General features: G+C 56.8%; 23 protein-coding genes. 20 read left to right on the forward strand and 3 right to left on the reverse strand.

Features of this window, described 5'->3' with window-relative positions:
* Positions 1–4: 4 nt before the first annotated feature.
* From recF to dnaA, 3 genes are read right to left on the reverse strand one after another with little or no spacing between them, the layout of a single operon-like run.
* On the reverse strand, positions 5–1,108 hold the full coding sequence (gene recF, locus ACQY47_RS14585; RefSeq protein ID WP_099488159.1) for a DNA replication/repair protein RecF: 1,104 nt from the start codon (positions 1,106–1,108) through the stop codon (positions 5–7).
* 20 nt (positions 1,109–1,128) lie between these two features.
* Positions 1,129–2,232: a DNA polymerase III subunit beta gene (dnaN, locus tag ACQY47_RS14590; protein WP_017135131.1), complete on the reverse strand. Its 1,104-nt coding sequence runs from the start codon at positions 2,230–2,232 to the stop codon at positions 1,129–1,131.
* Positions 2,233–2,270: 38 nt separating this feature from the next.
* The gene (gene dnaA / locus ACQY47_RS14595) at positions 2,271–3,791 is read right to left on the reverse strand and encodes a chromosomal replication initiator protein DnaA (RefSeq protein WP_017135130.1); all 1,521 of its coding nucleotides are present in this window, start codon (positions 3,789–3,791) and stop codon (positions 2,271–2,273) included.
* Between the two features lie 586 nt (positions 3,792–4,377).
* Here dnaA and rpmH point away from each other — a divergent pair.
* From rpmH to ACQY47_RS14695, 20 genes are all read left to right on the forward strand, one after another.
* Positions 4,378–4,512, forward strand: a complete 135-nt coding sequence (rpmH, locus tag ACQY47_RS14600; RefSeq protein WP_003213577.1) for a 50S ribosomal protein L34 — start codon at positions 4,378–4,380, stop codon at positions 4,510–4,512.
* 16 nt (positions 4,513–4,528) lie between these two features.
* Positions 4,529–4,933, forward strand: a complete 405-nt coding sequence (gene rnpA / locus ACQY47_RS14605) for a ribonuclease P protein component (RefSeq protein ID WP_026013533.1) — start codon at positions 4,529–4,531, stop codon at positions 4,931–4,933.
* Positions 4,926–5,171: a membrane protein insertion efficiency factor YidD gene (yidD, locus tag ACQY47_RS14610; RefSeq protein ID WP_073636650.1), complete on the forward strand. Its 246-nt coding sequence runs from the start codon at positions 4,926–4,928 to the stop codon at positions 5,169–5,171. The genes rnpA and yidD overlap by 8 nt, the downstream gene beginning before the upstream one ends.
* Before the next feature lie 2 nt (positions 5,172–5,173).
* Positions 5,174–6,856, forward strand: a complete 1,683-nt coding sequence (gene yidC, locus ACQY47_RS14615; RefSeq protein ID WP_017135128.1) for a membrane protein insertase YidC — start codon at positions 5,174–5,176, stop codon at positions 6,854–6,856.
* 79 nt (positions 6,857–6,935) lie between these two features.
* A complete protein-coding gene (gene mnmE / locus ACQY47_RS14620) occupies positions 6,936–8,306 on the forward strand; it encodes a tRNA uridine-5-carboxymethylaminomethyl(34) synthesis GTPase MnmE (protein WP_428557328.1) in 1,371 nt (456 codons plus the stop codon).
* Between the two features lie 553 nt (positions 8,307–8,859).
* Entirely contained in the window at positions 8,860–10,752 is a 1,893-nt protein-coding gene (gene mnmG / locus ACQY47_RS14625) for a tRNA uridine-5-carboxymethylaminomethyl(34) synthesis enzyme MnmG (RefSeq protein ID WP_099550201.1), read from the forward strand.
* Positions 10,749–11,393, forward strand: a complete 645-nt coding sequence (gene rsmG / locus ACQY47_RS14630) for a 16S rRNA (guanine(527)-N(7))-methyltransferase RsmG (RefSeq protein WP_017135125.1) — start codon at positions 10,749–10,751, stop codon at positions 11,391–11,393. Before mnmG ends, rsmG begins: the two co-directional genes overlap by 4 nt.
* 18 nt (positions 11,394–11,411) lie before the next feature.
* Entirely contained in the window at positions 11,412–12,209 is a 798-nt protein-coding gene (locus ACQY47_RS14635) for a ParA family protein (protein ID WP_017477894.1), read from the forward strand.
* A 9-nt stretch (positions 12,210–12,218) separates the two neighbouring features.
* On the forward strand, positions 12,219–13,091 hold the full coding sequence (locus tag ACQY47_RS14640) for a ParB/RepB/Spo0J family partition protein (protein WP_017135124.1): 873 nt from the start codon (positions 12,219–12,221) through the stop codon (positions 13,089–13,091).
* A 148-nt stretch (positions 13,092–13,239) separates the two neighbouring features.
* On the forward strand, positions 13,240–13,647 hold the full coding sequence (locus ACQY47_RS14645) for a F0F1 ATP synthase subunit I (RefSeq protein WP_010565865.1): 408 nt from the start codon (positions 13,240–13,242) through the stop codon (positions 13,645–13,647).
* Between the two features lie 16 nt (positions 13,648–13,663).
* Positions 13,664–14,533: a F0F1 ATP synthase subunit A gene (atpB, locus tag ACQY47_RS14650; RefSeq protein WP_017135123.1), complete on the forward strand. Its 870-nt coding sequence runs from the start codon at positions 13,664–13,666 to the stop codon at positions 14,531–14,533.
* A 133-nt stretch (positions 14,534–14,666) separates the two neighbouring features.
* Positions 14,667–14,924: a F0F1 ATP synthase subunit C gene (gene atpE, locus ACQY47_RS14655; protein WP_002555987.1), complete on the forward strand. Its 258-nt coding sequence runs from the start codon at positions 14,667–14,669 to the stop codon at positions 14,922–14,924.
* A gap of 56 nt (positions 14,925–14,980) precedes the next feature.
* The gene (locus ACQY47_RS14660; RefSeq protein WP_017135122.1) at positions 14,981–15,451 is read left to right on the forward strand and encodes a F0F1 ATP synthase subunit B; all 471 of its coding nucleotides are present in this window, start codon (positions 14,981–14,983) and stop codon (positions 15,449–15,451) included.
* A 12-nt stretch (positions 15,452–15,463) separates the two neighbouring features.
* Positions 15,464–16,000 (forward strand): F0F1 ATP synthase subunit delta, encoded by a 537-nt coding sequence (locus ACQY47_RS14665; protein ID WP_017135121.1) that lies wholly within the window; start codon positions 15,464–15,466, stop codon positions 15,998–16,000.
* A 21-nt stretch (positions 16,001–16,021) separates the two neighbouring features.
* Entirely contained in the window at positions 16,022–17,566 is a 1,545-nt protein-coding gene (atpA, locus tag ACQY47_RS14670) for a F0F1 ATP synthase subunit alpha (RefSeq protein WP_017135120.1), read from the forward strand.
* Positions 17,567–17,616: 50 nt separating this feature from the next.
* Positions 17,617–18,477 carry a F0F1 ATP synthase subunit gamma gene (atpG, locus tag ACQY47_RS14675; protein WP_010207685.1) on the forward strand — a complete coding sequence of 287 codons (861 nt, stop codon included), beginning with the start codon at positions 17,617–17,619 and terminating at the stop codon, positions 18,475–18,477.
* A gap of 27 nt (positions 18,478–18,504) precedes the next feature.
* Positions 18,505–19,881, forward strand: a complete 1,377-nt coding sequence (gene atpD, locus ACQY47_RS14680; protein WP_017135118.1) for a F0F1 ATP synthase subunit beta — start codon at positions 18,505–18,507, stop codon at positions 19,879–19,881.
* A gap of 44 nt (positions 19,882–19,925) precedes the next feature.
* Entirely contained in the window at positions 19,926–20,342 is a 417-nt protein-coding gene (locus ACQY47_RS14685) for a F0F1 ATP synthase subunit epsilon (protein ID WP_017135117.1), read from the forward strand.
* Between the two features lie 123 nt (positions 20,343–20,465).
* The gene (gene glmU, locus ACQY47_RS14690) at positions 20,466–21,833 is read left to right on the forward strand and encodes a bifunctional UDP-N-acetylglucosamine diphosphorylase/glucosamine-1-phosphate N-acetyltransferase GlmU (protein WP_428557329.1); all 1,368 of its coding nucleotides are present in this window, start codon (positions 20,466–20,468) and stop codon (positions 21,831–21,833) included.
* Between the two features lie 241 nt (positions 21,834–22,074).
* Complete coding sequence (locus ACQY47_RS14695; protein WP_099550203.1) at positions 22,075–22,842, forward strand: DeoR/GlpR family DNA-binding transcription regulator; 768 nt, start codon at positions 22,075–22,077, stop codon at positions 22,840–22,842.
* Positions 22,843–22,846: the final 4 nt, after the last annotated feature.

Genomic DNA, 22,846 nt, shown 5'->3' on the forward strand with positions numbered 1-22,846 from the left:
GCCTTCACTCCCGATGGTCGTGGGTCTGGGTGATACGGCCCTGTTCCACGTGGAACAAAGCGACTGGCGTTTCCGTCTGCCAGCCTTCCCTCAATAATTCGTGGTCTACACAGGTGATAAACACCTGGCAGCGTAAGTCTTCCAACAAGCGGCATAACGCGCGGCGGTGCTGCTCGTCGAGTTCGGACGGCAAGTCATCCACCAGATAAATACACTGACCGCGCCGGGCTTGGCTTACCAAATGCCCTTGGGCAATACGCAGTGCACACACCACCAACTTTTGCTGACCGCGGGACAAAATATCCGCGGCATTGTGTGCGCCTAATCTAAGGCGCAAGTCAGCACGTTGTGGGCCTGCCTGGGTATGGCCAATTTGCTGATCCCGCTGCAAGGACGTGGCGAGCACTGCGCTCAGCTCACGTTCTTTATCCCAACCACGGTAGTAGCTCAGCGTCAGGCCCTCGAGATCCAACAACTCACTCAAGGTCTGCTCAAAGACTGGTTTCAAGGCTTTGATATAGGCCCGGCGGTATTCATCTATTTCGTCACTGGCCAGGCACAGTTCCCGGTCCCAGGCCGCTTGCGAAGCGGCGTCAAGTGTACCATGCCGCAGCCATGAGTTCCGCTGCCGCAGGGCCTTCTGCAGGCGCTGCCAAGTGGCCATGAAGCGCGGTTCCACGTGGAACACTCCCCAATCGAGGAACTGCCTGCGGATTTTCGGCGCACCTTCCAAAAGGCGAAAGCTGTCTGGGTTGATCAGCTGCAGCGGCAGGATTTCTGCCAACTGTGCAGCACTGCGAGCATTTTGCCCGTCAATGCGAATCTGGAAATCACCGCCGCGATCTCGAGATATCCCCAGGGCGCTGTGCCCACCTTCTGCCAGTTCAACCTGCCCAAACACGGTGCAAGCCAGTTGTTCGTATTGAATCACCGGCAACAAGCGAGCACTACGAAAGGAACGGGCAAGCCCAAGCAAATGGACTGCTTCCAGCACGCTGGTTTTGCCGCTGCCGTTGGCGCCGTAAAGGATATTAATGCGGGGGGAGGGGGAGAAGGTCACCGGGTGCAGATTGCGCACCGCGGTGACCGAGACGCGACTGAGGGACATCTAGCTTCTGCTGAGCATGATTACAGGCGCATCGGCATAACAACGTAAGCCGAGTCGTCGTTGTCGGATTCTTGCACCAGGGCACTGCTGTTGGAGTCCGACAGAATCAGGCGAACCTGCTCGGTGGTCATCACGCCCAGTACGTCCAGCAGGTAGCTCACGTTAAAGCCGATCTCCAGCGAGCCGCCATTGTAGTCAACGCCGACTTCTTCTTCCGCTTCTTCCTGCTCCGGGTTATTGGCCTGGATCTTCAGCTGACCGTTGGCCAGTTGCAGACGAATACCACGGTACTTTTCGTTAGACAGAATCGCGGTACGGCTGAACGCTTCACGCAGCGCCTGACGATCGCCGATCACCAGCTTGTCGCCACCTTTTGGCAGCACACGCTCGTAATCCGGGAATTTGCCGTCAACCAGCTTGGACGTGAAGGTGAATTCGCCGGTGGTGGCGCGGATGTGGTGCTGACCCAGGACGATGCTGACATTGCCATCCGGCTCGGTGAGCAGACGCGCCAGTTCCAGAATACCTTTACGCGGCACGATGACCTGGTGACGGTCCGGCTGGCCGATATCAGCACGCATCGAGCACATGGCCAGGCGGTGACCGTCGGTAGCCACTGCACGGATAACGCCTTCTGCGACCTCCAGCAACATGCCGTTGAGGTAGTAACGCACGTCCTGCTGGGCCATGGCGAAGCTGGTGCGCTCGATCAAACGGCGCAGCTTGCTTTGGTCCAGGCTGCAGGTCAGCGAGCCTGGGCCTTCTTCGACGGTAGGGAAGTCATTGGCTGGCAAGGTCGACAGCGTAAAACGGCTGCGACCGGCCTTGACCACCAACTTCTGCTCATCAACCTTGATGTCGATCAGCGCATCGTTGGGCAGGCTCTTGCAGATATCCATCAGCTTACGTGCCGGCACAGTGATTTCGCCGGGCTCAGCCGGTTCTTCCAGCTGCACACGACCCACCAGTTCGACTTCCAGGTCGGTACCGGTCAAGGACAATTGCTGGCCTTCGACCACCAGCAATACGTTGGAAAGCACCGGCAAGGTCTGTCGGCGCTCGACGACGCCTGCGACCAGTTGCAGGGGTTTCAACAGGGCTTCGCGTTGAATGGTGAAATGCATGGTCTAGTCCCTTGCCTTAATAAGCTGCGCTGGTGTCATCAGGTAGTCAGTGTACGCAGCAGGTTCTTGTAGTCCTCGCGAATATCCGCGTCGGATTCCTTAAGTTCATTGATCTTGCGGCACGCGTGCAAGACCGTGGTGTGGTCGCGACCGCCAAACACATCACCGATTTCCGGCAGGCTGTGGTTGGTCAGCTCTTTGGAGAGTGCCATCGCCACCTGACGTGGACGTGCCACCGAGCGCGAACGGCGCTTGGACAGCAGGTCTGAAATCTTGATCTTGTAGTACTCAGCCACGGTGCGCTGAATGTTATCCACACTCACCAGCTTGTCTTGCAGAGCCAACAGGTCTTTCAGGGATTCGCGAATCAACTCGATGGTGATGTCGCGACCCATAAAGTGCGAGTGTGCAATGACCCGCTTGAGCGCGCCTTCCAACTCACGCACGTTGGAACGAATGCGTTGGGCGATAAAGAAGGCTGCATCGTGGGGCAGGTCGACTTTTGCCTGGTCGGCCTTTTTCATCAGGATCGCCACACGGGTTTCCAGCTCCGGCGGTTCTACCGCAACGGTCAGGCCCCAGCCAAAGCGTGACTTCAAGCGTTCTTCCAGGCCTTCGATTTCCTTCGGGTAACGGTCACTGGTCAGGATGACCTGTTGGCCGCCTTCGAGCAGCGCGTTGAAGGTGTGGAAAAACTCTTCCTGGGAACGTTCCTTGCGAGCGAAAAATTGAATGTCATCGATCAGCAACGCGTCCACAGAACGGTAGAAACGCTTGAATTCGTTGATTGCGTTGAGCTGCAAGGCCTTGACCATGTCAGCCACGAAGCGCTCCGAGTGCAGGTACACAACCTTGGCATTCGGGTTCTTCTTTAATAGATGGTTACCCACAGCATGCATCAAGTGGGTCTTACCCAAGCCAACGCCACCATAAAGGAAGAGCGGGTTGTAACCATGCTTGGGGTTATCGGCAACCTGCCAGGCGGCCGCGCGGGCCAACTGGTTGGATTTACCTTCGACGAAGTTCTCAAAGGTAAAGGTGCGGTTCAGATAACTGGTGTGCTTGAGCGCACCTTCCACCTGCACGGTGCGCTGCTCAGCGCGAACCGGTGCTTGTTGGGAGCTGGCGCCGGCCATCGGGTCAAAGCTGTCACGCGACGGTTCTTCATTTATAGGCGCGTTTTTCTGCGACGAGGATTTCGACGGCGCCTGGGCCACGGGCGCCGGCGAGTTATTAACAGGTGCCGGTGCTGCTTGGGCTTGCGACGCAGCAGCAGCCAGCGGCGCATTCGGCGCAGCGCGAGGTGCAGAGCTGCGTTTGCTGCCTATTAATAAGGAAAGCACGGGCGCGATGCCGTTGCCGTGTTCATCGAGCAATTCGAGAACGCGGCTCAGGTATTTTTCATTGACCCAGTCGAGAACAAAACGATTCGGCGCGTAGACACGCAACTCGTCGCCTTCGGCTTCGACCTGTAGCGGACGGATCCAGGTGTTGAATTGCTGGGCAGGCAGCTCTTCGCGCAAAAGCTCCACGCACTGCTGCCAAAGTTCCACTGACACGGATATCCCCTAAGTTGAAAGCCGGTGAGGCAAAAACAGCCGCCATTGTAGCGGCCAGACGCCCACTTATCCACATGTAGGTTGCTCACAGAGCAGCCAAAATCAACGTGTTAAGTGCAAAAAAGCCGACCAATGGTCTGTGCATAAGCTCTGTGGATAAGCGCACCTAAGCTCGTTGCACAAGTGGGGTCGAAAGTCTGTGGGTAAATGGCCTGTGGATAACAACCCATTCCACCCACAGCTTATCCGACAGCGCAGCACAGGCAGAGCACCGTTTTCCCCCGTACTTGTCATTCTCTGTACAGCAGGTGGAATATGGCCTCAAGGCAGTTATCCACAGATGATCGCCTGCCTAGCTTTTATAAGCTTTACAGAAAAGCTTTAAATAACTTCCTTCTTTATTTTTATATCTATGGCATTGCTCGTGAAAGCCCGGCGGACAGAAAAGGACCGATTACCTGTAGAAGATCTAATTGAAGGAAAAGCTGGTTGGAAATTGACCTAGAGGCTTGCTTTCTCTAGAATCGCCGGTCTCTTAAAACGGGGGCCATTCCGGCCCGTTGTGGACGAACCAGGTAACAACGCCATGAAACGTACTTTCCAACCAAGCACCATCAAACGCGCCCGTACTCACGGCTTCCGTGCTCGCATGGCTACCAAGAACGGCCGTGCTGTCCTGTCGCGTCGCCGCGCCAAAGGTCGTGCGCGTCTGGCAGTTTGATAATCCGGTACTGGTGGTGAGTCAGGACTTCAGTCGGGAAAAGCGTCTGCTAACCCCCCGGCATTTCAAGGCAGTCTTTGACTCCCCCACCGGCAAGGTTCCGGGGAAAAATCTCCTGCTCCTTGCGCGTAACAACGATCTGGATCACCCCCGTCTCGGGTTGGTGATCGGCAAGAAGAGCGTAAAGCTCTCCGTTGAGCGCAATCGCCTCAAGCGTCTGATGCGCGAATCGTTTCGCCTCCACCAGGACACTCTGGTTGGTTGGGATATTGTTATCGTCGCGCGCAAAGGCTTGGGGGATGTAGAAAACCCCGAATTGATTCAGCATTTCGGCAAGCTCTGGAAACGTTTGGCGCGTACCAACAAGCCAGCACCAGCAGTCAGCACCGAAACTGTAGGGGTAGACAGCACCAATGCGTAAACTGGCACTCGTTCCGATCCAGTTTTACCGTTATGCCATTAGTCCTCTGATGGCCGACCACTGTCGTTTCTACCCCAGTTGTTCCTGCTACGCGTTAGAGGCCATAGAAAATCATGGTCTTCTGCGCGGTGGCTGGCTGGCCTTTCGTCGTTTAGGCCGCTGTCATCCGTGGAATCCCGGTGGTTTCGACCCGGTTCCACCTATCCCTACCTCCCGTTCTTCTTCGATGGCCGAGTAATCATGGATATTAAACGCACGATCCTGATCGTCGCCCTGGCAATCGTGTCCTACGTCATGGTTCTTAAGTGGAACCAGGACTACGGCCAGGCTGCCCTGCCGACTCAGAATGTTGCTACCAATCAGGCTGCGCCGGCTATTCCGGACACCCCGCTGGGTAACAATGCGTCCGCGAGTGCCGATGTTCCCAGCGCGAATGGCGAGACAAGCGCCCCTCTAGAAACGCCAGTGGTCACCAATAAAGACCTCATCCACGTGAAAACGGATGTGCTCGACCTGGCTATCGACCCACAAGGTGGTGATATCGCGCAGTTGAAACTGCCGCTGTATCCACGTCGCCAAGACCATCCAGATGTTCCGTTCCAACTGTTCGATAACGGTGGTGAACGTACTTATCTGGCGCAAAGCGGCCTGACCGGCACTGACGGTCCTGATGCTCGTGCTACCGGTCGTCCGGTTTATTCGACCGAACAGAAGACTTATCAACTGGCTGATGGCCAGAACCAGTTGAATGTCGACCTGAAATTCAGCCTCGACGGCGTCAACTACATCAAGCGTTTCAGCTTCACCCGTGGTTTGTACGACTTGAAGGTCACTTACCTGATCGACAACGAAAGCGCCAAGCCATGGACGGGCAACCTGTTTGCCCAGCTCAAGCGTGACAACAGCGCCGATCCTTCTTCCAGCACCGCCACCGGCACTGCGACTTACCTGGGCGCCGCCCTGTGGACAAGTAGCGAGCCGTACAAAAAAGTGTCGATGAAAGATATCGACAAGGGCGCGCTGAAAGAAACCGTCCAAGGTGGCTGGGTTGCCTGGTTGCAACACTACTTCGTGACCGCATGGATCCCGAACAAGGGTGAAGCCAACCTGGTTCAAACCCGCAAAGACAGCCAAGGCAACTACATCATTGGTTTTACTGGCCCGGCGTTGACCGTCGCTCCAGGTGCCAAGGCTGAAACCAGCACTACCCTGTATGCCGGCCCGAAAAGCCAGGCTGTGCTCAAAGAGTTGTCCCCAGGTCTGGAACTGACTGTGGATTACGGCATTCTGTGGTTCATTGCCCAGCCTATTTTCTGGCTGCTGCAACATATCCACAGCATTGTGGGTAACTGGGGCTTCTCGATCATCTTCCTGACCATGCTGATCAAAGGGATTTTCTTCCCTCTGTCGGCAGCCAGCTATAAGTCGATGGCGCGCATGCGTGCCGTTGCGCCGAAACTGGCCGCTCTGAAAGAGCAACATGGTGACGACCGGCAGAAAATGTCGCAGGCCATGATGGAGCTGTACAAGAAAGAGAAGATCAACCCGCTGGGTGGTTGCTTGCCGATTCTGGTGCAGATGCCGGTATTCCTGTCGCTGTACTGGGTTCTCCTGGAAAGCGTCGAAATGCGCCAGGCACCGTTCATTCTGTGGATAACTGACCTGTCGATTAAAGACCCGTTCTTTATTCTGCCGATCATCATGGGCGCGACCATGTTTATCCAGCAGCGTCTGAACCCGACTCCGCCGGACCCGATGCAGGCCAAGGTCATGAAGATGATGCCAATCATCTTCACCTTCTTCTTCCTGTGGTTCCCAGCCGGTCTGGTTCTGTACTGGGTGGTCAACAACGTGTTGTCGATCTCTCAACAGTGGTACATCACACGTAAAATCGAAGCGGCTACCAAAAAAGCTGCGGCGTAATTTACTCTGTGGATAACCACTCAAGACGCCCCCTAGTGGGGCGTTTTGCTTTCTGTCACTTTTGTTCTGGAACCTGCTGATGAGCGCTCCTCGTGAAACCATCGCTGCTGTCGCTACCGCTCAAGGTCGCGGCGGTGTTGGTATCGTTAGAATTTCCGGGCCGCTGGCCAGCGTGGCGGCCCAGGCCATCAGCGGCCGTGAGTTGAAACCCCGATATGCCCATTACGGGCCGTTCCTGGATGCTGATGAAACGGTATTGGATGAGGGGCTGGCGCTGTATTTCCCCGGCCCTAACTCGTTCACCGGCGAAGACGTGCTGGAACTGCAGGGCCATGGTGGCCCGGTAGTGCTGGATATGTTGCTGCAGCGTTGCCTGCAATTGGGCTGCCGTCTGGCGCGCCCAGGCGAATTCAGCGAGCGGGCATTCCTTAACGACAAACTGGACCTGGCCCAGGCCGAGGCGATTGCGGATTTGATCGAGGCCAGTTCTGCACAGGCGGCGCGCAATGCGTTGCGCTCACTGCAGGGCGCTTTTTCCCTGCGTGTGCATAACTTGACCGAACAGTTGATCAGTCTGCGCATCTACGTCGAGGCTGCGATTGACTTCCCAGAGGAAGAAATCGACTTCCTCGTTGATGGCCACGTCCTGGCGATGCTGGATAAAGTTCGCGACGAGTTATCCACCGTACTGCGCGAGGCCGGGCAGGGTGCTTTGCTGCGTGACGGCATGACGGTAGTGATTGCCGGGCGACCCAATGCCGGCAAGTCCAGCCTGCTCAATGCGCTGGCTGGCCGAGAAGCCGCGATCGTCACCGAGATTGCTGGCACCACCCGGGACATCTTGCGCGAACATATCCACATCGATGGTATGCCGCTGCACGTGGTCGACACCGCCGGCTTGCGCGATACCGAAGACCAGGTAGAAAAGATCGGCGTGGAACGGGCGCTCAAGGCGATCAGTGAAGCGGACCGCGTATTGCTGGTGGTGGATGCCACTGCGCCAGAGGCTGCGGATCCTTTTGCCCTGTGGCCGGAATTTCTCGAGCAACGGCCAGACCCGGCCAAAGTCACCTTGATCCGCAACAAGGCCGATTTGACTGGTGAAGCCATTGCCATGGAGACCAGCGACGATGGCCACGTGACCATCAGCCTGAGCGCAAAGTCAGTGGGCGATGGGTTGGAATTGCTGCGCGACCACCTCAAAGCCTGCATGGGCTATGAGCAGACCTCCGAAAGCAGCTTCAGCGCACGCCGCAGGCACCTGGAAGCGCTACGCCATGCCAGCGCGGCGTTGGAGCACGGTCGGGCTCAGTTGACCTTGGCGGGGGCTGGCGAGCTGCTGGCTGAGGATTTACGCCAGGCGCAACAGCTGTTGGGTGAGATTACCGGCGCTTTCAGCTCCGATGATCTGCTCGGAAGGATCTTTTCCAGCTTCTGCATCGGTAAATAACCCTTCGTTGTCCACAGGCAGGCCATTCGCGCCTGCCTGTTTCGCCCGCCTCAGGGCATTCAATTCCCATTTTTGACTCATTACCTAAAAGGCAGGTGGCTTTTGCGTGGGCGAGATTTGGCCATGCAAGCCATTTTCTGTGGATTAAGCCCTGTGAATAACCGCACCTGTGCCCAGTTGATAACAGGGCTTGAAACCTGAGCAAAAAACCCTCTGTGGATAACCACCCCTTTAATCCACAGGCTTAAAGCACTTATCCAAGGGCCTCATTGGCACATGACCACAGACTTTTGAATCTCTGTACACGACGTAAATAGAGGCTTGTAGAGATCTATCCACAGAAAGTAGGCTCAGTAGAAATAAACATAAAAACAAAGATCTTATAAATTTCTTCTTTTTTAATTTCTATTGTCTGTGATTCATCCACAGCTGGTTAAATTTTGTGCAAAGGGTTCTTTAGGAAGGGCTAAGTCCCTATACTTGCCGCCATAGCTCTAAAACTCTTTCAACAAACAATTCCTGATTACCTACATAAGCAGGCACGAGGTGCGTGGTGGATTTCCCTTCCCGTTTTGAAGTGATCGTCATCGGCGGCGGTCATGCCGGTACCGAGGCAGCACTGGCGTCAGCACGCATGGGCGTTAAAACCCTGTTGTTGACGCACAACGTGGAAACCCTCGGCGCCATGAGTTGCAACCCCGCCATCGGTGGGATCGGCAAAAGCCATCTGGTTAAAGAAATTGATGCCCTTGGCGGTGTCATGGCCATGGCCACCGACAAAGGTGGTATTCAATTTCGCGTGCTCAACAGCCGCAAAGGCCCGGCCGTACGTGCTACTCGGGCACAGGCAGACCGCATCCTGTACAAGGCTGCGGTACGTGAAACCCTGGAAAACCAGCCGAACCTGTGGATATTTCAACAGGCTGCCGATGACCTGATCGTCGAACAGGACGTGGTGAAGGGCGTTGTCACCCAGATGGGCCTGCGTTTCTTCGCAGAATCCGTGGTGTTGACCACCGGCACATTCCTGGGCGGACTTATCCACATCGGTATGCAGAACTATTCCGGCGGTCGCGCCGGTGATCCGCCATCGATTGCCCTGGCAAAACGCCTGCGCGAGTTACCACTGCGAGTCGGTCGCTTGAAAACAGGTACCCCGCCGCGTATCGACGGGCGTTCTGTGGATTTCTCGGTGATGACCGAACAAGCCGGTGATACGCCAATCCCGGTCATGTCGTTCATGGGTTCCAAAGAGCAGCACCCGAAACAGGTGAGCTGCTGGATTACCCACACCAACGCCCGCACCCACGAGATCATTGCCGCGAACCTCGACCGTTCGCCGATGTATTCCGGGGTGATTGAAGGCATTGGCCCGCGTTATTGCCCTTCGATCGAAGACAAGATCCATCGCTTTGCCGACAAGGAAAGCCACCAGGTCTTCATCGAGCCCGAAGGCTTGACCACCCATGAGCTGTACCCGAACGGGATTTCCACGTCCTTGCCGTTCGACGTGCAAATTCAGATCGTGCAGTCGATTCGCGGTATGGAAAACGCCCACATCGTGCGTCCGGGCTACGCCATCGAGTACGACTACTTCGACCCGCGTGATCTGAAGTACAGCCTCGAAACCAAAGTCATCGCCGGTCTGTTTTTCGCTGGCCAAATCAATGGCACCACCGGTTACGAAGAAGCCGGCGCCCAAGGTTTGCTGGCCGGGACCAACGCAGCACTGCGCGCGCAGGGCAAAGACAGCTGGTGCCCGCGTCGCGATGAAGCGTACATCGGCGTATTGGTCGATGACCTGATTACCCTGGGCACCCAGGAACCGTATCGGATGTTCACGTCCCGGGCGGAATACCGTTTGATCCTGCGCGAAGACAACGCCGACCTGCGCCTGACCGAAAAAGGTCGCGAGCTGGGCCTGGTCGATGACGCGCGTTGGGCAGCCTTCTGCAAAAAACGCGAAAGCATCACGCTCGAAGAGCAACGTCTGAAAAGTACCTGGGTTCGCCCAGGCACCGAGCAGGGCGATGCGATTGCGGAAAAATTCGGTACGCCGCTGACCCACGAATACAACCTGCTGAACCTGCTGTCCCGTCCGGAAATCGACTACGCTGGCTTGGTCGAAGTGACAGGCCAGGGCGCAGAAGACCCACAGGTTGCCGAGCAGGTCGAGATCAAGACCAAATACGCCGGTTACATTGACCGCCAGCAGGATGAGATCGCTCGCCTGCGCGCCAGTGAAGACACCAAGCTGCCTGTGGATATCGATTACACCGGGATTTCGGGGTTGTCGAAAGAAATCCAAAGCAAGCTGGGGATAACTCGGCCGGAGACTCTTGGTCAGGCTTCACGTATTCCCGGCGTCACTCCGGCAGCGATTTCGCTGTTGATGATTCATTTGAAAAAACGCGGCGCGGGCCGTCAGTTGGAGCAAAGCGCTTGAGTTCGTTGGTCACCTCGCAACACGCCGAAGAATTATCCACAGGTGCGCGCCAGTTAGGCGTGGACCTGACTGCAGCCCAGCACGAATTACTGCTCGGCTACCTGGCCCTGTTGATCAAATGGAACAAGGCTTACAACCTGACTGCGGTGCGTAACCCCGACGAAATGGTATCGCGTCATTTGCTCGACAGTTTGAGCGTGATGCCGTTTATCGAAAACGGCCGTTGGCTTGACGTGGGCAGTGGCGGTGGGATGCCAGGCATTCCGCTGGCGATCCTGTTTCCCGAGTCGCAAGTGACGTGCCTGGACAGCAACGGCAAGAAAACCCGCTTCCTGACCCAGGTAAAACTCGAGCTCAAGCTGGAAAACCTGCAAGTTATCCACAGTCGGGTCGAAGAGTTCACACCTGAACTGCCTTTCAATGGAATTGTTTCCCGGGCATTCAGCAGCATGGAGAACTTCAGCAATTGGACTCGCCACCTGGGCGACCGCGACACCCGCTGGCTGGCAATGAAGGGCGTTCATCCAAGCGACGAGCTGTTAGCATTGCCGACAGACTTCCACCTCGATAGCGAACACGCCTTGGCCGTACCCGGTTGCCAAGGCCAACGCCATCTGCTGATACTGCGCCGCACGGCATGATTGGGAACACAAGCAAGAATGGCTAAGGTATTCGCGATAGCGAACCAGAAAGGTGGCGTGGGCAAAACCACCACCTGCATCAACCTCGCAGCATCCCTGGTCGCCACCAAGCGTCGGGTGCTGTTGATCGATCTCGATCCACAGGGCAACGCCACCATGGGTAGCGGTGTGGATAAACACGGCCTGGAAAATTCGGTCTACGACTTGCTGATCGGCGAGTGTGACCTGGCCCAGGCCATGCACTACTCCGAGCACGGTGGTTATCAACTGCTGCCGGCCAACCGCGATTTGACCGCGGCGGAAGTGGTGCTGCTCGAAATGCAGATGAAAGAAAGCCGTCTGCGCAGCGCCTTGGCGCCGATCCGCGAGAATTACGATTACATTTTGATCGACTGCCCACCGTCGCTGTCGATGCTCACGCTCAACGCATTGGTTGCCGCCGATGGGGTGATTATCCCCATGCAGTGCGAGTACTTCGCGCTGGAAGGTCTGAGTGACCTTGTGGATAACATCAAGCGTATCGCCGAGTTGCTCAACCCGAACCTGCAAATCGAAGGCCTGTTGCGGACCATGTATGACCCGCGCCTGAGCCTGATGAACGATGTGTCGGCGCAGCTCAAGGAACACTTTGGTGATCAGTTGTACGACACCGTGATCCCACGCAACATCCGCCTGGCCGAAGCGCCAAGCTACGGCATGCCCGCGCTGGCGTACGACAAATCATCGCGTGGCGCCATTGCCTACCTGGCACTGGCCGGCGAGATGGTTCGCCGTCAACGCCGCAACTCACGCACCGCTGCAGCCCAGCCAACTTAAGGAATCCCCATGGCCGTCAAGAAACGAGGTCTCGGACGTGGACTGGATGCACTGTTGAGTGGTCCGACTGTCACTTCGCTTGAAGAACAAGCGGTACAGGCCGACGAGCGCGAGCTGCAACATTTGCCGCTGGACTTGATCCAGCGCGGCAAATACCAGCCACGCCGCGATATGGACCCCCAGGCGCTGGAAGAACTGGCCAACTCGATCAAGGCCCAGGGCGTGATGCAGCCGATTGTGGTGCGCCCGATCGGCGGCGGTCGGTTTGAAATCATCGCCGGCGAACGCCGCTGGCGCGCAAGCCAGCAGGCCGGAAAGGAAACCATCCCGGCGATGGTGCGCGATGTACCGGATGAAACCGCCATCGCCATGGCGTTGATCGAAAACATCCAGCGTGAAGACCTCAACCCGGTTGAAGAAGCGATCGCGTTGCAGCGTTTGCAGCAGGAATTCCAGCTGACCCAGCAACAAGTGGCCGACGCGGTGGGTAAATCCCGCGTCACGGTGTCCAACTTGCTGCGTCTGATCGCGTTGCCGGAAGTCATCAAGACCATGTTGTCCCACGGCGACCTGGAAATGGGTCATGCCCGTGCTTTGCTCGGTTTGCCGGAAAATCAACAGGTTGAAGGGGCGCGACACGTTGTCGCACGAGGGCTCACGGTGCGTCAGACTGAGGCGCTGGTTCGCCAGTGGCTGAGCGGCAAACCTGCACCGGTCGAAACCGCCAAACCTGATCCGGATATCGCACGCCTCGAGCAGCGCCTGGCCGAGCGGCTGGGCTCTGCGGTACAAATTCGCCACGGCAAGAAGGGCAAAGGGCAATTGGTTATCGGATATAACTCGCTTGACGAGCTTCAGGGCGTCCTTGCCCACATCCGCTGAAACATTTGCTTATGTAGCGCGCGATCGGAAAACACTACCCGACAGTTGAATAGGGGCTGAACCGCCCCTATACTCTGCGCGCATTTTGTCGGCACAAATTATGCCAAGTTATTGATTCTCGGCAGCCGACCATTGAGGAGCAAAAGTGATGGAAACCCGCACGCCAAACACGTTGCCGTTCCATCGCTTGGCCGTTTTCCCGGTTTTATTGGCTCAATTTGTCATTCTACTGATCGCCGCGTTGGCGCTTTGGTACTGGCATGGAGTCGTAGCCGGATATTCAGGACTCTGCGGAGGCCTGATAGCCTTGCTGCCCAATATGTATTTTGCTCACAGGGCCTTTCGGTTTTCCGGCGCCCGAGCAGCCCAGGCTATCGTCCGGTCATTTTATGCCGGCGAGGCGGGGAAACTGATTTTGACGGCAGTGCTGTTTGCACTGACCTTTGCAGGTGTGAAGCCATTGGCGCCGCTGGCTGTATTCGGCGTCTTCGTGTTGACCCAACTGGTCAGCTGGTTCGCTCCCCTGCTAATGAAAACAAGACTTTCGAAACCTTAGGGCGTTTGAGGCAACCATGGCAGAAACAACCGCTTCGGGCTATATCCAGCACCACTTGCAGAACCTGACCTTCGGTCAGCTTCCCAACGGCGGCTGGGGCTTCGCCCACACCGCAGCAGAAGCCAAAGAAATGGGTTTCTGGGCTTTCCACCTGGATACTCTGGGCTGGTCGGTCGCATTGGGTCTGATCTTCGTCCTGATTTTCCGCATGGCGGCAAAAAAGGCGACTTCCGGTCAGCCAGGTGCGTTGCAGAACTTCGTTGAAGTATTGGTCGAATTCGTCGATGGCAGCGTGAAAGACAGCTTCCATGGCCGTAGCCCGGTGATTGCACCGCTGGCACTGACCATCTTCGTCTGGGTGTTCCTGATGAACGCCGTCGACCTGATTCCGGTTGACTGGATTCCTCAGCTCGCCATGGCGATCAGCGGCGATCCGCATATTCCATTCCGTGCCGTATCGACCACTGACCCTAACGCTACCCTGGGCATGGCCTTGTCGGTATTCGCGTTGATCATTTTCTACAGCATCAAGATCAAGGGCATCGGCGGCTTCATCGGCGAACTGACCCTGCACCCGTTCGGCAGCAAGAACATTTTCGTTCAAGCCCTGCTGATCCCGGTGAACTTCCTGCTGGAATTCGTCACCCTGATCGCCAAGCCTATCTCCCTGGCTCTGCGACTGTTCGGCAACATGTATGCCGGCGAGCTGGTGTTCATTCTGATCGCTGTGATGTTCGGCAGTGGTCTGCTCTGGCTTAGCGGCCTGGGCATTGTTCTGCAGTGGGCGTGGGCTGTGTTCCACATCCTGATCATCACCCTGCAGGCCTTCATCTTCATGATGCTGACCATCGTCTACCTGTCGATGGCGCACGAAGAGAACCATTAAGGCCGGTCTCGACTAGTCTGATGTCCTTCCCGGTGAAACGGGAAGGTGGCCCACCAGGGCTATGAAACGATTTGTTTTACCGCTTTAAAATCTAAAAAACCTAAACCATACGACGTAAAAGTCGGGAGGAAAGATGGAAACTGTAGTTGGTCTAACCGCTATCGCTGTTGCACTGTTGATCGGCCTGGGCGCCCTGGGTACTGCCATTGGTTTCGGCCTGCTGGGCGGCAAGTTCCTGGAAGGCGCAGCGCGTCAGCCAGAAATGGTCCCAATGCTGCAGGTTAAAATGTTCATCGTTGCCGGTCTGCTCGACGCCGTGACCATGATCGGTGTTGGTATCGCTCTGTTCTTCACCTTCGCGAACCCCTTCGTTGGTCAACTCGCCGGTTAATCACTCGTTTTTTCGAGTGATTGGTGTGTTGTGCAACGAACGAGCGAGGTATTGGCGTGAACATTAATGCAACCATTATTGGTCAGTCCTTAGCGTTCTTGATTTTTGTCGTTTTCTGCATGAAGTTCGTATGGCCTCCGGTCATCGCAGCTTTGCACGAACGTCAGAAGAAGATCGCGGATGGACTGGACGCTGCCACCCGTGCAGCTCGCGACCTGGAGTTGGCCCAAGAGAAAGCGGGCCATCAACTGCGCGATGCTAAGGCACAGGCAGCTGAAATCATTGAGCAAGCCAAGAAACGCGGTAATCAGATTGTTGAAGAGGCTGTTGAAAAAGCCCGTATCGACGCTGACCGTGTGAAGGTTCAGGCTCAGGCCGAGATCGAGCAGGAATTGAACAGTGTCAAAGATGCGCTGCGTGCCCAACTGGGTGCTCTGGCCGTCGGCGGTGCTGAGAAGATCCTGGGTGCCACAATCGATCAAAACGCGCACGCGGAGCTGGTTAACAAACTGGCTGCTGAAATCTAAGCGAGGGCGATCATGGCAGAATTGACCACGTTGGCCCGACCTTACGCTAAGGCAGCCTTCGAGCACGCCCAGGCCCACCAGCAGCTGGCCTCTTGGTCAGCCATGCTCGGCCTGGCTGCAGCAGTGTCGCAAGACGACACCATGCAGCGCGTGCTCAAGGCCCCGCGACTGACGAGCGCAGACAAGGCCGCCACTTTTATTGAAGTGTGCGGCGACAAGTTTGATGTGAAGGTACAGAACTTCATCCACGTCGTTGCCGAAAACGACCGTCTCCCGCTTTTGCCGGAGATCGCCGCTCTGTTCGACCTGTACAAGGCCGAAGAAGAGAAATCGGTAGACGTTGAAGTGACCAGTGCTTTTGCATTGAACCAAGAACAGCAAGACAAACTCGCCAAGGTTCTCAGTGCACGACTCAATCGGGAAGTGCGCCTGCAAGCTTCGGAGGACGCATCCCTGATTGGTGGTGTTGTTATCCGTGCCGGCGACCTGGTTATCGATGGCTCGATTCGCGGCAAAATCGCGAAACTTGCCGAAGCATTGAAATCTTGAGTTTGAAGGGGCAGCAGAGCAATGCAGCAACTCAATCCTTCCGAAATAAGTGAAATTATCAAGGGCCGCATCGACAAGCTCGATGTGACCTCCCAAGCCCGTAACGAAGGCACTGTCGTCAGCGTATCTGACGGCATCGTGCGGATTCACGGTCTGGCCGACGTCATGTACGGCGAGATGATCGAGTTTCCGGGCGGCGTCTACGGTATGGCCCTCAACCTGGAGCAAGACTCCGTAGGTGCCGTTGTATTGGGCGCGTACACCAGTCTGGCTGAAGGCATGAGCGCCAAGTGCACAGGCCGCATCCTGGAAGTTCCGGTTGGTAAGGAACTGCTGGGTCGCGTAGTCGACGCACTGGGTAACCCTGTTGACGGTAAAGGTCCACTGGGCAACACCGAGACCGACGCGGTCGAGAAAGTTGCTCCAGGCGTGATCTGGCGTAAGTCGGTAGACCAGCCTGTACAGACTGGCTACAAGGCTGTCGATGCCATGATCCCAGTCGGCCGTGGCCAGCGTGAGCTGATCATCGGTGACCGTCAGATCGGTAAAACCGCTCTGGCGATCGACGCGATCATCAACCAGAAAGACAGCGGCATTTTCTGCGTCTACGTAGCCATTGGTCAGAAGCAATCGACCATCGCCAACGTGGTTCGCAAGCTGGAAGAAAACGGCGCCCTGGCCAACACGATCATCGTGGCTGCCAGTGCTTCGGAATCTCCTGCGCTGCAATTCCTGGCACCGTACTCCGGTTGCACCATGGGTGAATTCTTCCGCGACCGCGGTGAAGACGCGCTGATCGTTTATGACGATCTGTCCAAGCAAGCAGTGGCTTACCGCCAGATTTCCCTGCTGCTGCGCCGTCCACCAGGCCGTGAAGCTTACCCAGGCGACGTGTTCTATCTCCACTCCCGTCTGCTGGAGCGCGCATCCCGCGTTTCGGAAGAATACGTAGAGAAGTTCACCAACGGCGCAGTGACCGGCAAAACCGGTTCCCTGACCGCACTGCCGATCATCGAAACCCAGGCTGGCGACGTTTCCGCGTTCGTTCCGACCAACGTGATTTCCATCACCGACGGTCAGATCTTCCTGGAATCGGCCATGTTCAACTCCGGGATCCGTCCTGCTGTGAACGCCGGTGTTTCGGTATCCCGTGTGGGTGGTGCCGCTCAGACCAAGATCATCAAGAAGCTCTCCGGTGGTATCCGTACCGCTCTGGCTCAGTACCGTGAACTGGCGGCATTCGCCCAGTTCGCTTCTGACCTGGACGAAGCGACCCGTAAGCAACTTGAGCATGGTCAGCGCGTTACCGAGCTGATGAAGCAGAAGCAATACGCCCCAATGTCGATCGCTGACATGGCGTTGTCGCTGTATGCCGCTGAGCGTGGGTTCCTGACTGACGTCGAAATCACCAAGGTCGGCAGCTTTGAACAAGCGCTGATTGCTTACTTCAACCGCGATCACGCCGACTTGTTGGCCAAGATCAACGTGAAGGGTGACTTCAATGACGAAATCGACGCTGGCATGAAAGCCGGTATCGAGAAGTTCAAGGCCACCCAAACCTGGTAAGCCGCAGCGGGAGCCGCAAGGCTCCCGCTTGCTAACCTGATAGGTGTTACATGGCAGGCGCAAAAGAGATTCGCAGTAAGATTGCGAGCATCAAAAGCACGCAAAAGATTACCAGCGCCATGGAAAAAGTGGCGGTCAGCAAAATGCGCAAGGCACAAATGCGCATGGCTGCTAGCCGTCCTTATGCGGAGCGTATCCGCCAGGTAATTGGGCATTTGGCTAACGCCAACCCGGAATACCGCCACCCGTTCATGATCGACCGCGAAGTTAAGCGTGTGGGTTATGTGGTAGTGAGCAGTGACCGTGGTTTGTGCGGTGGTCTGAATACCAACCTGTTCAAGGCCCTGGTCAAGGACATGGCGGTAAACCGCGAAAAGGGCGTCGAGATCGATCTGTGTGTAGTTGGTAGCAAGGGTGCGGCCTTTTTCCGCAACTTCGGCGGTAACGTCGTTGCAGCTATCAGCCACCTGGGTGAAGAGCCGTCGATCAATGATTTGATCGGCAGTGTGAAGGTGATGCTGGATGCGTACCTGGAAGGCCGGATTGACCGCCTGTCCGTGGTATCCAACAAGTTCATCAACACCATGACCCAGCAGCCAACCGTGGAGCAATTGATTCCACTGGTGGCGACTCCGGATCAGGAACTCAAGCACCACTGGGACTACCTCTACGAACCAGACGCCAAAGAGCTGCTTGACGGCTTGATGGTGCGCTACGTGGAGTCGCAGGTGTACCAGGCGGTGGTCGAGAACAACGCAGCTGAACAAGCGGCGCGGATGATCGCGATGAAAAACGCTACCGATAACGCCGGTGATCTGATCAGCGATTTGCAGCTGATCTACAACAAGGCGCGTCAGGCTGCGATCACCCAAGAGATCTCGGAAATCGTCGGCGGCGCTGCCGCGGTTTAACGGTTCAAATATTCAGAGGATCCAGCTATGAGTAGCGGACGTATCGTTCAAATCATCGGCGCCGTTATCGACGTGGAATTCCCACGCGACAGCGTACCGAGCATCTACAACGCGCTGAAAGTACAAGGCGCGGAAACCACTCTGGAAGTTCAGCAGCAGCTGGGCGACGGCGTGGTTCGTACCATTGCGATGGGTTCCACCGAAGGCTTGAAGCGCGGTCTGGACGTTGTCGACACTGGCGCTGCCATCTCCGTACCGGTCGGTAAAGCGACCCTGGGCCGGATCATGGACGTTCTGGGCAACCCGATTGACGAAGCTGGCCCGATCGACACCGAAGAGCGCTGGGGCATTCACCGTCCAGCACCTTCGTTCGCCGAACAAGCTGGCGGCAACGATCTGCTCGAAACCGGTATCAAGGTTATCGACCTGGTTTGCCCGTTCGCCAAAGGCGGTAAAGTCGGTCTGTTCGGTGGTGCCGGTGTAGGCAAAACCGTAAACATGATGGAACTGATCCGTAACATCGCCATCGAGCACAGCGGTTATTCCGTGTTCGCCGGTGTGGGTGAGCGTACTCGTGAGGGTAACGACTTCTACCACGAGATGAAGGACTCCAACGTTCTGGACAAAGTGGCACTGGTTTACGGTCAGATGAACGAGCCGCCGGGTAACCGTCTGCGCGTAGCACTGACCGGCCTGACCATGGCCGAGAAGTTCCGTGACGAAGGTAACGACGTTCTGCTGTTCGTCGACAACATCTACCGTTACACCTTGGCCGGTACTGAAGTATCCGCACTGCTGGGCCGTATGCCTTCCGCAGTAGGTTACCAGCCGACCCTGGCCGAAGAGATGGGCGTTCTGCAAGAACGTATCACTTCGACCAAAGAAGGTTCGATCACCTCGATCCAAGCGGTATACGTACCTGCGGATGACTTGACTGACCCGTCGCCTGCGACCACCTTCGCCCACTTGGACGCAACCGTCGTTCTGTCCCGTGACATCGCTTCCCTGGGCATCTACCCAGCGGTCGATCCACTCGACTCGACTTCGCGCCAGCTGGACCCGAACGTGATCGGCCAGGAGCACTACGACACCGCTCGCGGCGTTCAGTACGTGCTGCAGCGTTACAAAGAACTGAAGGACATCATTGCGATCCTGGGTATGGACGAGCTGTCGGAAGCCGACAAGCAGTTGGTAAACCGTGCTCGTAAGATCCAGCGTTTCTTGTCGCAGCCGTTCTTCGTGGCTGAAGTCTTCACCGGTGCTTCGGGTAAATACGTTTCCCTGAAAGACACCATTGCTGGCTTCAAAGGCATCCTCAACGGTGACTACGACCACCTGCCAGAACAAGCGTTCTACATGGTCGGCGGCATCGAAGAAGCGATCGAGAAAGCCAAGAAACTGTAATCTCGGCGCCCGGAAACGGGCGCTCATCAGGTTGAGGCAATCAGATGGCTATGACAGTCCATTGCGATATCGTCAGCGCGGAAGGGGAAATCTTCTCCGGTCTGGTAGAAATGGTGATTGCACACGGCGATCTGGGTGATCTTGGTATCGCCATGGGTCACGCACCGTTGATCACCAGCTTGAAGCCAGGTCCGATCACTCTGACCAAGCAAGGCGGGGAACGTGAGGTGTTTTACATCTCCGGCGGTTTCCTCGAGGTTCAGCCGAACATGGTCAAGGTACTTGCCGACACCGTGCAACGTGCTGGCGACCTGGATGAAGCCTCCGCTCAGGAAGCCGTCAAGGCTGCCGAGAAGGCCCTGAACGAAAAGGGTGCGGACTTCGACTACAGCGCTGCTGCTGTACGTCTGGCCGAGGCTGCAGCCCAGCTGCGCACGCTCCAGCAGATCCGCAAGAAGTAAGCGGCCCAGCCGCAATGCTTCAAGCGCGATTGATTAAAAAGGGTAGCCTCGGCTACCCTTTTTCTTTTTCAGCAAAACACTTCTCTGGTCTGAAGTCGGACCGCCCAGGATTGGTAGCCATTCATGTCTCTTGAAATTGTCATTCTCGCCGCAGGCCAGGGCACCCGCATGCGTTCAGCCCTGCCCAAGGTGCTGCACCCGGTCGCGGGCAATTCCATGCTTGGTCATGTTATCCACAGCGCCCGGCAGCTGGACCCCCAGCGTATTCACGTGGTGATCGGCCACGGCGCCGACGTGGTGCGTGAACGCCTGGCCGCGGATGATTTGAATTTCGTGTTGCAGGACAAGCAACTGGGCACCGGCCACGCGACTGCGCAGGCCGTACCGTTCATCAGCGCCGACACCGTACTGATCCTCTACGGCGACGTACCGCTGATCGAAGTCGAAACCCTGCAACGCCTGCTCAAGCAAGTGGTACCTGGCCAGATGGGCCTGCTCACCGTTGAGCTGGATGACCCAACCGGCTACGGCCGTATCGTGCGCGATGCCAGCGGCAAGGTCGCTGCCATCGTCGAACACAAAGACGCCAGCGAAGCCCAGCGTGCGATTACCGAAGGCAACACCGGTATTCTCGCCGTGCCGGCCAACATGCTGGCTGACTGGATGAGCCGCTTGTCCAACAACAATGCCCAGGGCGAGTACTACCTCACTGACGTCATCGAAATGGCCGTCAGTGACGGCCTGCTGGTTGCCACCGAGCAGCCCCATGACCCGATGGAAGTGCAGGGCGCCAACGACCGCAAGCAGCTTGCCGAGCTTGAGCGTCACTACCAACTGCGTGAAGGTCGCCGCCTGATGGCCCAGGGCGTGACCCTTCGCGATCCAGCGCGCTTCGATGTGCGCGGTGAAGTCACCGTGGGTCGCGACGTGCTGATCGACATCAACGTGATCCTTGAAGGCCGCGTGATCATCGAAGATAACGTGGTAATTGGCCCGAACTGCGTGATCAAGGACAGCACCTTGCGCAAAGGCGTGGTGGTCAAGGCCAACAGCCATCTTGACGGTGCGGTGATGGGCGAGGGCAGTGATGCCGGTCCGTTTGCGCGCCTTCGTCCGGGCAGTGTGCTGGGTGCCCGTGCGCACGTCGGCAATTTCGTTGAACTCAAGAACGCGAAAATGGGCGACGACGCCAAGGCCGGTCATTTGGCCTACCTCGGCGATGCGGTGATCGGCGCGCGCAGCAACATCGGCGCCGGTGCGATCACCTGCAACTACGATGGCGCCAACAAGTACCAGACCACCATTGGTGAGGATGTATTTATCGGCTCCAACAACTCGCTGATTGCGCCGGTCACCATTGGGGATGGTTCAAACACTGCGGCAGGTTCGACCATCAATCAGGATGTGGATAAGTCCCAACTGGCTGTTGCCCGCGCCCGCCAGCGCAATATCGACGGCTGGAAACGCCCGGTCAAAATCAAAAAGACCTGAGTTATCCACAACCTCACCAGCTAATGCTATCTCCTGTGGGAGCTGGCTTGCCTGCGATAGCGGTCTGGCATTCACGATGAATGTTGCCTGACACTCCGCCATCGCAGGCAAGCCAGCTCCCACATGGGTTGAGTGGTGTTAGCAAAAATCAGCGTAAAAATTACAGCTTGCCGCTTGACGATCTTTCGCCAATAGGTTTTGATTGCCTTCGTTATCTTTCGAAACGAAACTTATCACTACTATGTCGAAACGAAATACACCCCAACGACGCCACAACATTCTGACCCTGCTCAATGAACAGGGCGAAGTCAGCGTGGACGAATTGGCCAAACGTTTCGAAACGTCGGAAGTGACCATCCGCAAGGACCTCGCCGCCCTCGAAAGCAATGGCCTGCTGCTGCGCCGCTACGGTGGCGCGATCACCATGCCCCAGGAACTGGTCGGCGACGCTGCCCAGCCCATCTCGGCCTACAAGCGCGCCATCGCCCGGGCGGCCGTCATGCGCTTGCGTGAACACGCGCGCATCATCATCGACAGCGGCAGCACCACCGCCGCCATGATCCCGGAGCTCGGCCACCAGCCGGGCCTGGTGGTGATGACCAACTCCCTGCACGTGGCCCGCGCGCTGAGCGAGCTGGAACATGAGCCGGTGTTATTGATGACCGGCGGCACCTGGGACCCGCATTCGGATTCATTCCAGGGCCAGGTCGCCGAACAAGTGCTGCGTTCCTATGATTTTGATCAGTTGTTTATCGGCGCTGACGGCATCGATCTGGAACGTGGCACCACCACATTCAACGAACTGCTGGGCCTGAGCCGTGTAATGGCCGACGTCGCCCGTGAAGTGGTGGTGATGGTCGAATCCGACAAGATCGGCCGCAAGATCCCCAACCTGGAGCTGCCCTGGAGCAGCGTCCATACCCTTATTACCGATGATCGCCTGCCGCTTGAGGCCCGCGACCAGATCCAAGCCCGCGGCATTACGCTGATATGCGCGGCAATCATCTAGGAGA

Source organism: Pseudomonas edaphica (genome assembly GCF_965277385.1).
Lineage (GTDB): Bacteria > Pseudomonadota > Gammaproteobacteria > Pseudomonadales > Pseudomonadaceae > Aquipseudomonas > Aquipseudomonas edaphica.

What these genes read in the sequence shown, in the direction of transcription:
- ACQY47_RS14635 (WP_017477894.1), top strand. Translation starts at nt 11,412, where the DNA reads ATGGCTAAGGTATTCGCGATAGCGAACCAGAAAGGTGGCGTGGGCAAA.
- ACQY47_RS14645 (WP_010565865.1), top strand. Translation starts at nt 13,240, where the DNA reads ATGGAAACCCGCACGCCAAACACGTTGCCGTTCCATCGCTTGGCCGTT.
- ACQY47_RS14695 (WP_099550203.1), top strand. Translation starts at nt 22,075, where the DNA reads ATGTCGAAACGAAATACACCCCAACGACGCCACAACATTCTGACCCTG.
- mnmE (WP_428557328.1), top strand. Translation starts at nt 6,936, where the DNA reads ATGAGCGCTCCTCGTGAAACCATCGCTGCTGTCGCTACCGCTCAAGGT.
- ACQY47_RS14665 (WP_017135121.1), top strand. Translation starts at nt 15,464, where the DNA reads ATGGCAGAATTGACCACGTTGGCCCGACCTTACGCTAAGGCAGCCTTC.
- atpE (WP_002555987.1), top strand. Translation starts at nt 14,667, where the DNA reads ATGGAAACTGTAGTTGGTCTAACCGCTATCGCTGTTGCACTGTTGATC.
- atpA (WP_017135120.1), top strand. Translation starts at nt 16,022, where the DNA reads ATGCAGCAACTCAATCCTTCCGAAATAAGTGAAATTATCAAGGGCCGC.
- yidD (WP_073636650.1), top strand. Translation starts at nt 4,926, where the DNA reads ATGCGTAAACTGGCACTCGTTCCGATCCAGTTTTACCGTTATGCCATT.
- dnaN (WP_017135131.1), bottom strand. Translation starts at nt 2,232, where the DNA reads ATGCATTTCACCATTCAACGCGAAGCCCTGTTGAAACCCCTGCAACTG.
- recF (WP_099488159.1), bottom strand. Translation starts at nt 1,108, where the DNA reads ATGTCCCTCAGTCGCGTCTCGGTCACCGCGGTGCGCAATCTGCACCCG.
- rpmH (WP_003213577.1), top strand. Translation starts at nt 4,378, where the DNA reads ATGAAACGTACTTTCCAACCAAGCACCATCAAACGCGCCCGTACTCAC.
- yidC (WP_017135128.1), top strand. Translation starts at nt 5,174, where the DNA reads ATGGATATTAAACGCACGATCCTGATCGTCGCCCTGGCAATCGTGTCC.
- ACQY47_RS14640 (WP_017135124.1), top strand. Translation starts at nt 12,219, where the DNA reads ATGGCCGTCAAGAAACGAGGTCTCGGACGTGGACTGGATGCACTGTTG.
- atpB (WP_017135123.1), top strand. Translation starts at nt 13,664, where the DNA reads ATGGCAGAAACAACCGCTTCGGGCTATATCCAGCACCACTTGCAGAAC.
- glmU (WP_428557329.1), top strand. Translation starts at nt 20,466, where the DNA reads ATGTCTCTTGAAATTGTCATTCTCGCCGCAGGCCAGGGCACCCGCATG.
- atpG (WP_010207685.1), top strand. Translation starts at nt 17,617, where the DNA reads ATGGCAGGCGCAAAAGAGATTCGCAGTAAGATTGCGAGCATCAAAAGC.
- ACQY47_RS14685 (WP_017135117.1), top strand. Translation starts at nt 19,926, where the DNA reads ATGGCTATGACAGTCCATTGCGATATCGTCAGCGCGGAAGGGGAAATC.
- atpD (WP_017135118.1), top strand. Translation starts at nt 18,505, where the DNA reads ATGAGTAGCGGACGTATCGTTCAAATCATCGGCGCCGTTATCGACGTG.